The organism is Nocardioides sp. NPDC000445, from assembly GCF_040300245.1.
GTDB lineage: Bacteria > Actinomycetota > Actinomycetes > Propionibacteriales > Nocardioidaceae > Nocardioides.
In genome coordinates this window covers 24,310-34,035 of the sequence record NZ_JBEPDH010000035.1, presented here as the reverse complement: position 1 = coordinate 34,035, position 9,726 = coordinate 24,310, and the positions used below count along the sequence as shown (strand labels likewise).

10 protein-coding genes are annotated in these 9,726 nt (G+C 70.5%); 1 reads left to right on the top strand and 9 read right to left on the bottom strand.

Features of this window, described 5'->3' with window-relative positions; translation table 11 throughout:
• Positions 1-45: 45 nt before the first annotated feature.
• From ABT304_RS29810 to ABT304_RS29775, 8 genes are all read right to left on the bottom strand, one after another.
• Positions 46-438, bottom strand: a complete 393-nt coding sequence (locus ABT304_RS29810) for an RNA-binding protein (protein ID WP_350720933.1) — start codon at positions 436-438, stop codon at positions 46-48.
• 412 nt (positions 439-850) lie between these two features.
• A complete protein-coding gene (locus ABT304_RS29805) occupies positions 851-1,591 on the bottom strand; it encodes an AAA family ATPase (RefSeq protein WP_350720932.1) in 741 nt (246 codons plus the stop codon).
• A gap of 58 nt (positions 1,592-1,649) precedes the next feature.
• Complete coding sequence (locus ABT304_RS29800) at positions 1,650-2,564, bottom strand: ABC transporter substrate-binding protein (RefSeq protein WP_350720930.1); 915 nt, start codon at positions 2,562-2,564, stop codon at positions 1,650-1,652.
• A gap of 45 nt (positions 2,565-2,609) precedes the next feature.
• A complete protein-coding gene (locus ABT304_RS29795) occupies positions 2,610-3,422 on the bottom strand; it encodes an ABC transporter ATP-binding protein (RefSeq protein WP_350720928.1) in 813 nt (270 codons plus the stop codon).
• The gene (locus tag ABT304_RS29790) at positions 3,419-4,477 is read right to left on the bottom strand and encodes a FecCD family ABC transporter permease (protein WP_350720926.1); all 1,059 of its coding nucleotides are present in this window, start codon (positions 4,475-4,477) and stop codon (positions 3,419-3,421) included. The genes ABT304_RS29795 and ABT304_RS29790 overlap by 4 nt, the downstream gene beginning before the upstream one ends.
• The gene (locus tag ABT304_RS29785; protein WP_350720924.1) at positions 4,474-5,931 is read right to left on the bottom strand and encodes a FecCD family ABC transporter permease; all 1,458 of its coding nucleotides are present in this window, start codon (positions 5,929-5,931) and stop codon (positions 4,474-4,476) included. Before ABT304_RS29785 ends, ABT304_RS29790 begins: the two co-directional genes overlap by 4 nt.
• Positions 5,932-5,941: 10 nt before the next feature.
• Positions 5,942-6,925, bottom strand: coding sequence for an ABC transporter substrate-binding protein (locus ABT304_RS29780; RefSeq protein ID WP_350720922.1), 984 nt, complete (start codon positions 6,923-6,925; stop codon positions 5,942-5,944).
• Between the two features lie 106 nt (positions 6,926-7,031).
• Entirely contained in the window at positions 7,032-7,523 is a 492-nt protein-coding gene (locus ABT304_RS29775) for a MarR family winged helix-turn-helix transcriptional regulator (RefSeq protein WP_350720920.1), read from the bottom strand.
• 97 nt (positions 7,524-7,620) lie between these two features.
• Here ABT304_RS29775 and ABT304_RS29770 point away from each other — a divergent pair, with 97 nt between their 5' ends.
• On the top strand, positions 7,621-8,532 hold the full coding sequence (locus ABT304_RS29770; protein ID WP_350720918.1) for a dioxygenase family protein: 912 nt from the start codon (positions 7,621-7,623) through the stop codon (positions 8,530-8,532).
• Between the two features lie 2 nt (positions 8,533-8,534).
• Here the strand turns inward: ABT304_RS29770 and ABT304_RS29765 are convergent, their stop codons facing one another.
• Complete coding sequence (locus tag ABT304_RS29765) at positions 8,535-9,722, bottom strand: AGE family epimerase/isomerase (protein ID WP_350720916.1); 1,188 nt, start codon at positions 9,720-9,722, stop codon at positions 8,535-8,537.
• Positions 9,723-9,726 lie beyond the last annotated feature (4 nt).

Below are 9,726 nucleotides of genomic sequence, written 5' to 3'. Positions count from 1 at the left end.
ACCCTGCACTGGGTCCACTGGTTCAACCACGAGCGCACCCACGGATCAATCGATGACCTCACACCCATCGAGATCGAGAACGCGCACTACGCTGCTAGAAACCATCTCTCCCCGACCGGGTAGAGACACCATCAGAAGTGTCCGGAAACACCGGGGCGGTTCAGCGCGGAGGGTCTCGGGGCGCTGGTGGGTGTGGTGATGCAGCCACGCCGCGACATCCCGTGCCGCGGACTCGGCCGCGACATCCTCGGCGGTGGCGATCACCCGGAGCTCGAGCTCGGCCAACTGGGCCTTGGCGCGGGCGATCTCGAGCAAGGTGGCGGCCTTCTGGTCGGTGGCCATGAACACCGGGTTCGCCGCCGCAACCGCCTCGAGCGAGGTGGTGACCGCGACCACCGCCCCCAGCACGGGGTGTTGGGGCTGCTGCAGCGTGGTCATCGAACCGGTCACCTCCCGACGTACGAACTCAAGGGTTTCTGCCCATGCAGAATCCCGGTTGGTTCGCTGGTCGCGGAGGCCCGGAGTACGGGCTATTACTTACCCTCGCAGCTCAGCGTGCACGCCCCTGGTTCCCCTGGATTACCCCACCCCCGTTGTGTCTCGGGTGGATAGGGCACGCCTCTTTCGAGGTGGTCGGCCTTCACGTTTACGCCTTCGCCGAGCCTACCACACAACACAAAACCAATGAACCCAATCAGGGACAGATATCCCGACCCAACCCAGACCGCTGCTGGAAGCCCGCAAGACAGGTAAATGGCACCCAACCCAGACACCCTGCTTCTAAATCTCCCAACCCAATCCCGGTATTGGCCCCACCCACGCTGGAACTCAGACACAGGACCCCAGACACCTAGTCCCCCAGGACGTACCGCAGATACCGCCCCGGGTCCGCCAGAAACCGCCGAGTCAGGTTGACCGGCTCGGCGTCGTCGTAGGCGACCTGCCCGATACGCCCGTCCTCGTCGAACTGCAGGATCCGGGCTCCCGGCACCGAGAGCAGGACCGGGGAGTGCGTGGCGATGATGAACTGCGATCTCGCATCCGCGAGCTCGATGATGCGCGCGACCAGTGCCAGGCAGCCCTTCACCGAGAGCGCGGCCTCGGGTTCGTCGAGGATGTAGAGCCCGCCGGGTCCGAACCGGTGCATCACCAGGTCGAGGAACGACTCCCCGTGGGAGCGCTCGTGCAGCGAGACCCCGCCGTAGGCGTCCGAGGTGTCCAGGTCGAGGCGCTCGATCTCGGTGGCGACGTTGTAGAACGACTCCGCGCGCAGGAAGTAGCCGTTGCGCGGCCGCTTGAGCCCGCGCTCGATCACGAGGTAGTCGGCGAGCGACGACTCGGTCGCACGGGTGGCGAACCGGAAGGAGGTGGAGCCGCCCTCGGCGTTGAACCCGGACGCGACCGCGATCGCCTCGATGATCGTCGACTTTCCGGTGCCGTTGTCGCCGACCAGGAAGGTCACCCGCTCGTCGAAGTCGATCCCCTCCCCGCCGACCAGCTCGCGGACAACCGGCAGCGTGAACGGATATCGACCGGTGTCATGGCGCGGATCGAGCGTGACCCGGGCGATATAGCGTTCGTCGAACCGCATGGACGCCAGTATGGAGCGCAGCTCGGTGCGACCCGATACCGGCGTCCGCGTGGTCAGCTCAGCCGAGCTCCTTCTCGAACTGGGCGAGGATCTGCTGGGCGGCCTGGATGCCGATGCCGCTGAGCAGGTCGTCGTTGATGTCGTGGACCTGACCGGACTCGACCGCCGGGATCCGCTGCCACAGCGGCCCGCCGAGGACCTCGGCCTTGTCGGTGTCGCCCTCCGGGCCGTACGTGCTGACGTAGAGGTGGTCGGCCTGGGCGGTGGTGACCTGCTCGGGCGAGATCTCGAGGTAGGTGTCCTCGCCCACCGCCTGCTCGGGGACGGTCAGGCCCATGTCGTCGAGGATGACGCCGGAGAAGGACTTGTCAGAGTAGAGCCGGATCTGGCCGGGGAGGAACCGGACGATCGAGACGGTCTTGCCGGTGCCGACGGTCTTGCCGAGCGCGGCGGCGTCGCTCTCGAAGTCGGCGAGCATCTTCTCGGCCTCGTCGGTCTTGTTGAGCGCGTCGGCGTACAGCAGGAAGTTGTCCTTCCAGGTGTCGCCGAGGTCGGGCGCGAGCGCGGTCGGGGCGATCGCGTTCAGCTGGTCGTAGATCGCCTCGTGGCGGACCGTGCTGGACAGGATGAGGTCGGGGTCGAGGGCGGCGATCTTCTCGAGGTTGGGCTCGGAGATGGTGCCCACCTCCTCGATCCCCTCGGTCTGGTCGCCGAGGTAGCTGAGGAAGTCGGTGGCCACGTCGACGCGTACCGCACCGACGGGCTTCACGCCGAGCGCGAGTGCGTCGTCGAGTTCGCCGGTGTCCAGGACCACGACCCGCTTCGGGGCCACGGGCACCTCGGCCACGCCCTTGGCGTGCTTGACCTCGCGGGTCTCGGGCGCGGCCTCCTCTCCCGATGAGCTGCCGCCGCAGGCGGTGAGGACGAGGGCGGCGGCGAGGATGGCAGCGACGCCGGACAGGTGCTTGCGCACGTGGTTTCCTTTCATCATGGTGTTCCCCGGTCTTCCGGGGCACGTTCAGTGCTGGACGATGGGCGCGGAGCGGCGCACGCCGATCGGGACGATCATCGGGCGGCCCGAGACCGGGTCGACGAGCACCTGACTGTCGAGTCCGAAGACGTCGCGGAGCAGCTCGGCGGTGACGAGCTCGTCGGGCGCGCCGGAGGTGACGATGCGCCCCTCGCGCATGACGATCAGGTGATCGCTGTAGCGGACCGCCAGGTTGAGGTCGTGGAGGACCATGACGATGGTGCGCTGCAGGTCGGCGTGGAGCTTGTCCACGAGGTCGAGCACCTCGACCTGGTGAGCGAGATCGAGGTACGTCGTCGGCTCGTCGAGCAGCAGGATGTCCGTCTCCTGCGCCAGCGCCATCGAGATCCACGCCCGCTGGCGCTGCCCGCCGGAGAGCTCGTCCACGGGGCGGGCGGCGAGCTCCTGCATCCCGGTCAGCCGTAGCGCCGCGTCGACCTCGGTCTCGTCGTCGCTGGACCACTGGCGCAGCCACGACTGGTGCGGGTGGCGCCCCTTGGCCACCAGATCGGCGACGGTGAGACCCTCGGGCGCGGTGGGCGACTGCGGCAGCATGCCGAGCACCTTCGCGACCTCACGGGTACGCATCGAGGTGATCGCCTTGCCGTCGAGCAGCACCTGCCCTGAGCGGGGCTTGAGGAGCCGCGCGACAGCCCGCAGGAAGGTCGACTTGCCGCAGCCGTTGGGGCCGATGATCGTGGTCACCTTCCCGGACGGGATCTCGGTGGTGAGACCGTCGGCGACGACCCGGTCGCCGTAGGCGAGGACCAGGTCCTCGGCGCTGATCTGGTGAGTGCTCATCGCGACAGCCTCCGGTTGGTGCGGATGATCAGATACATCAGGAAGGGGCCTCCGATGGCGGTGGTGACGATCCCGACCGGGAGCTCGACGGGCAGGAGCACGCGCGCGACGTAGTCGCTGCCCACCACCAGGGCGGCGCCGGTGAGCGCCGAGGCGATCAGCGGCGGCCCCGGGGTGCGGGCGATGCGGAGCGCGACCTGGGGTGCGACGAAGGCGATGAACCCGATCGGTCCGGCCGCGGTGACGCACATGGCGGCGAGCAGGACCGAGGCGATCAGCAGCACCGACTGGCTGAGCTGCACCCGTACGCCGAGCGCGCGGGCGGTGTCGTCGCCCAGCTTGAGCGCGGAGAGCTGGAAGGTCGACGCCAGGGCGACCGTGCCGATGACCCCGACCGCGATGGCGGCGGGCACGGCGTCGTCCCAACCCCTGCCGTTGAGCGACCCGTTGAGCCAGACGGTCGCCTCCTGGGCGTCCCAGATCTCGCCGATGACGAGCATCCAGTTGGTCAGTGCGAGCAGGATGCCGTTGACGGCCACCCCGATCAGGACCAGCCGGAAGCCCTCGATCCCCCGTCGCCAGGCGAGCAGGTAGATCACGACCCCGGTCAGCAGACCGCCCGCCATGGCCGCCGCCGGCACCCCGATGGTGGTGCCCAGGATGGCGGTGCCGCCGAAGACGATCACCGCGACCGCCCCGGCGCTGGCGCCGGCGGTGATGCCGAGCAGGTCCGGGCTGGCGAGCGGGTTGCGGGTGATCGACTGCCAGATCGCGCCCGACATCGCGAAGCCGGCGCCCACGAGGAGGCCGACCACCGACCGCGGCAGGCGCAGGTCCCAGACGATGAAGCGCTCGGCCTCGTTGCCACCGCCGAGGATCGCCGTGGCCGTGTCGGGCACGCTGATCGGGTAGTCGCCCTGACCGACGTTGAGGCACACCAGCAGGAAGACCAGCACGAGGAGGCCGACGTTGACCGCGACCAGGCGGGGGCGCCAGACCATCGTCACCGGCCCCCAGCCGAAGCGCGGACGGCCCGGCACGAGCGTCGTCGTCACAGTGTCACCAGCTTCCGGCGGCGTACGAGAGCGATGAAGAACGGCGAGCCCGCCAGCGCGAGGACGATGCCGACCTGGAGCTCGCCGGGGCGCGCGGCGACCCGGCCGAGGATGTCGCAGGTGATGAGCATGACGGCGCCGATCAGGGCGGAGCACGGCAGCAGCCAGCGGTAGTCCGGCCCGGTGAACGCCCGCGCGATGTGGGGCACGGCGAGGCCGATGAACGCGATCGGCCCACACGCCGCGGTGGCCGCACCGGCGAGCAGGGTGATCGCGGCGATCCCCAGGGTGCGGTTCAGGGCGACGTTGGTGCCGAGCGAGCGGGCGACCTCCTCGCCGAGGCTGAGGACGTTGAGCCCGGGGGCGTTGACCATGGCGAGCACGAAGCCGAGGGCGAAGAACGGCAGCAGCGGCACCAGGATCTCGAGCCCCCTGCCGGCGACCGAGCCGACGATCCAGAAGCGGTACGCGTCGAGGGTGGTCTGGTCGAGGAGCACCACGGCGGAGGTGATGGCGGAGAGGAAGGCCGCCACCGCAGCGCCGCCGAGGACGAGGGAGACCGGTGACGGGCTGCCGCTCCCGACCGCGGAGAGCCCGAAGACGGCGAGGCTGGTGATCAGCGCACCCGCGAGCGCGAACCAGATGTAGCCGACCGGGCTCGTCACGCCCAGGAACGTGATCGCCAGGACCACCGCGCACGCGGCACCGGCGCTGACGCCGAGGATCCCGGGGTCGGCGAGCGGGTTGCGGGTGTGTCCCTGGATGAGCCCGCCGGCGAGGCCGAGCGCGATGCCGGTGACGAGGCCGAGGAGGGTCCGGGGCGTACGCAGGTCGCGGACGATCAGGTCGGCCTCGGTGGGGGTGGTGTCGTAGTGCGGGAGGAGCCCGTGCCAGATCTCACCGAAACTCAGCGGCCGGGAACCGACGGCGACGCTCGCCAGGACCAGGACCGCCAGGATCACCAGCAGCGCGAGCAGGCCGGTGATCCGGCGCAGACGCAGCTTCGCCGGGGTGAGATCGACCTCGATCTCGACGAAGCCCTCGTCCATGGCCGTGATCCGGCGCACGACCTGTCGCGGCGCGAACAGCAGGCTGCGACGTACGCCGAGCGGGCGGCCGTCGTGGCCCCGGGCGATCAGCCCGAGCCAGGTCTTGCCGATCGAGGCACCCCGCCGGCCCTGGGCGAACCCGCGGTTCCACACGAGGACTGCGGCCGCGACGGCGAGCGCGAAGGCGCCGAAGACCACCCGGTCCACGGTGCCGCCGCCGTTCGCGTCGCGCAGCGAGTGCACGACCAGCGCGCCGACGACCAGCGGCAGGGCCACCAGGGCGAGGTCGACGAGCACCGCGGTCGCCCGGAGGGCGATGGGCGCAGGCCCACGCGGGACCTGCACCCTGGTGTGGTCCGCGCGCGCCGTGACGGCCTCGCCCGAGGCGAGGTCACTGAGACGCACGTCGTGCCCGTCAGCCCTGCTCGAGGACCTGGGCGGCCTCGAGCTGGTCGGCGTAGCCGCTGAAGATCTTCGCGTACGCCTGGTAGCTGTAGGGCGCGGCCGGGTACCAGAGGTCCCGCTGACCGCCGGCGACGGCGGGCAGGCGCTTGAAGATGTCCTTCTTCTCGAGCTCCGCGAGACCGCCGGTGTCGCGGGCGTCGACCAGGAGCAGGTCGGCGTGGTACTTGCCGATGTTCTCCAGGCTGACCGGCTCGAAGATCCCCTGCTCGTCGGGCGTCACCTTCGGGAACTTCACACCGAGCTCGGCGAGGTAGGCGAGGTCGGGGTGCTCGGGAGCGTTCGCGAAGTAGATCTCCTCGCCGTAGCTCGACACGGCCAGCACGGTGAGGTCAGGGTTCTTCTCCACCGCCGCCTGGATCCGCGCGACGGCGTCCTCGAACTCGGCCTTGGCGTCGTCGACCTCCGGCTTCGCGCCGAGGTCCGTCGCCAGCTTGTTGAACGCCTCGATCTGCTCGGTCACCGAGAGCCCGGTCAGCGGCATCCCGATGGTGGGCGCGAGCTTCTCGACCTGCTTCTCCACCTCGGCGGCGTACCAGAGCGTCTTCTTGTCGAAGGTCATGTCGATCAGCAGGTCGGGGTTCATCGCCGCGTACTCCTCGACGTTGAACTCACCGAAGGCCTTGCCCAGGACCTTCGTCCGGGAGACGTCGAGGTTGCCGATGAGGTAGTTCTCCGTATCGGGCAGGTCGCCGTAGACGCCGTCGACCTCGAGGCCGTTGTCCCACAGCGCCGCGGCGGCGCTGGCCTGGGCGACGATCGTCTCGGGCGTGCCGTCGATCTCGACCGTCTTGCCACGGGCGTCCTCGTAGACGAAGGCCGAGCCGGCACCGCCGGCGTCGTCGGAGGCTTCGGTGGAGCCGCCACAGGCGGTGAGGGTGAGGACGGCAAGGGCGGCGGCGGCCGCGAGTGGGCCCAGACGGAAACGACGGTTCACGGGGGTTCCTTCAGGTTTGCGCTCGGGTCAGGTCGGCGCCGAGCCACCAACCAAGGTTAGGGTAACCTAACGCGACCTAACGGCCGGGCGCCATCCCCCTGGATCCCTAACCCGCCTCCGGGTCGATCGGCGGCCTTCTCGCGCCCGTCGGATCCAGCCGGTCGAGGATGGCCCCCGCGATCTCGGCCAGCTGGTCCACCTGCTCGGGACTCAGCGAGTCGAAGACGTACTCGCGCACCGCGTCCACGTGACCAGGAGCGGAGGCGACCATCTTCTCGTGGCCCGCCTCGGTGAGACGTACGTTGGTCGCGCGGCGGTCACCGGGGCAGGTGTGACGCTCGATGAGGCCGCGGTCGACCAGGCGCTTGACCACGTTCGAGAGCCGCGGCAGCGTCGAGTTGGTGTAGCCGGCCAGCTCGGTCATCCGCAGGGTCCGGTCGGGCACCTCGGAGAGCATGGCCAGCACGCCGTAGTCGAAATGGGTCAGGCCGGCATCGCGGCGCAGCTGGGAGTCGAGAGCGCCCGGGAGCAGCTCGAGCACGGCGATGAGGCGAACCCATGCCGCCCGCTCCGCCGGCGACAGCCAGTTGCCCTCCACGCCAGGGAGTGTGCCGCAGAAAGTTGCGTGGAACAAACAACGGTCCTCTAGAGTTAGTTCAAGCAACAACTATTGGGCCGAACCGCAGGAGACCGCCATGACCACCGCACCCGAGAGCACGACCGCCGCCGCGGACGCCCGCCTCCCGCAGACGCATCCGTTCGCCCAGCACCTGCGGACGGTCCAGGCCCGCGAGGCGGCCGACCCGCATCGCGTCTGGACGCCGGCGGACGGGCCGCTGCCGAGCCTCTACCTGTCCCACGGCGGTGGCCCGCTGCCGCTGCAGAGCCCGGAGTGGCTCGACCCGCTGCACGCCTGGGCGCGGTCGCTCCCCCGGCCGAAGGCCATCCTCGTCATCTCCGCCCACTGGGAGTCGGCGCCGCTCTCGATCAGCGCCACCCACCCCGACGAGCTGGTCTACGACTTCGGCGGCTTCGACCCGATCTACCACTCGGTGCGCTACGACACCCCGGACGCGAGCGAGCTCGCTCGCACCACCGCGGCGCTGATGCCCGACGCCGAGACCGCCCACCAGCACACCCGCCGCGGCCTCGACCACGGCGCCTGGGTGCCGCTGAAGATCATGTACCCGGCGGCCGACATCCCGGTCGTGCAGCTCTCGCTGCCCACCGAGGACCCCGACAAGCTGCTCGCCCTCGGCGAGCGCCTGCGGCCGCTGCGCGAGGAGGGTGTGCTCGTGGTCGGCTCGGGCCACATGACCCACGGGCTGCCGTACCTCACCCGCGAGTCGATGACCGAGAACAAGCCCGCCGGCTGGTCCTCCGACTTCGACGCCTGGGCGGCCGAGGCCCTGGACCGCGGCGACGTCGCCGAGCTGGCCAGGTTCCGCACCGCCGCCCCCGGCATGCCGTACGCCCACCCGACCGTCGAGCACTTCACCCCGCTCTTCGTCACCCTGGGCGCGGCCACCGACCCGACGGCTCCGGTCACCACGACCCTGGACGGCTACGGCCTGGGCCTCTCCCGCCGCTCGTTCCAGGCGGCCTGAGGCTACCGGCGCAGCTGCACCGACACCACCGGGGCGAGCGGCATCCGGGCGAGCAGCAACGCCTGATAGGCGTGGTAGACGTCCGGCTTGCCGTGCCAGATCACGTGCGAGGGACGGTTGTGCTCGTCCAGCTCGTGGTGCCAGCTGCCGAGCTCGCGGTCGATCAGGTGGGTCTCGATGTACGCCTCGAACCGCAGGCGCCACTCGTCATAGCCGGCCTCGCTGGTGCGGGTGTGCAGGGCTCCGGCGGCGGCGAGCGCCTCCGCGGCCACCCAGTGCAGCCGTAGCCGGGTCACCGGCGTCCCGTCCCACGAGGTCGTGTAGACGAAGCCGGGCCCGTCACCGGAGTCGACCCAGCCGACCTCGACCGCGCGCGCGAAGAGCGCCCGCGCATCCTCGACCAGCCACGACGGCGCGTCCGGGAGCGACGCGTCCAGGTGCAGGAGCAGCCGGGACCACTCCAGCAGATGCCCGGGCGTGCAGCCGTAGGGCCGGAACGGGTCGCCGGGGCGGTCGGCGTTGTAGTCCGGCAGCGGCGACCAGGAGAGGTCGAAGTGCTCGGGCAGGTCGTAGCCGTGGGCGCGGGCGACATCGTGGATCAGGTGCTCGGCGATCGCGAGCGCCCGCTGGTGCCAGGCGGCGTCGCCGGTGACGTCACCCGCGGCCAGGAACGCCTCCACGGTGTGCATGCTGGAGTTGGCGCCCCGGTAGGCCTCCCCCGAACGGAGGTCGCGCTCGAGGCTGTCGACCACCCGGCCGGAGCCGTCGAGGAAGTGCTGCTGCATCACCCCGAGCGCCTCGTCGAGCAGCGCGTCCGCACCGGGCACACCCGCCGCGACGCCGCTGCTCGCGGCCAGGATCACGAAGGCGTGGGCGTAGGCCTCCTTGAGGGTGCCGACCGGCTCGCCCTCGGCCGAGACCGAGGCGTACCAGCCACCGAGCTCGTCGTCGCGCAGTGCGCCGCACAGGGCTCGGATGCCGTGAGCGGCGAGCTCGGCGGCGTCGTCGACGTCGCCGCGCAGGTGCGCGAGGGCGAAGACGTGGGTCATCCGGGCGGTGATCCAGGTGTGCACCGGCTCGGCCGGGTCCGGGCGACCCGACTCGTCCAGCCACCAGAAGCCGGCCGGCGAGGCCGCCGACGGCCGGGCGAACCCGGCCAGCCGGCGGCACTCGGCGTCCGCGTCGATCATCAGA

Coding starts and splice junctions, on each gene's coding strand:
- ABT304_RS29810 (WP_350720933.1), bottom strand. CDS start 438: ATGACCACGCTGCAGCAGCCCCAACACCCCGTGCTGGGGGCGGTGGTC.
- ABT304_RS29805 (WP_350720932.1), bottom strand. CDS start 1,591: ATGCGGTTCGACGAACGCTATATCGCCCGGGTCACGCTCGATCCGCGC.
- ABT304_RS29795 (WP_350720928.1), bottom strand. CDS start 3,422: ATGAGCACTCACCAGATCAGCGCCGAGGACCTGGTCCTCGCCTACGGC.
- ABT304_RS29770 (WP_350720918.1), top strand. CDS start 7,621: ATGACCACCGCACCCGAGAGCACGACCGCCGCCGCGGACGCCCGCCTC.
- ABT304_RS29765 (WP_350720916.1), bottom strand. CDS start 9,722: ATGATCGACGCGGACGCCGAGTGCCGCCGGCTGGCCGGGTTCGCCCGG.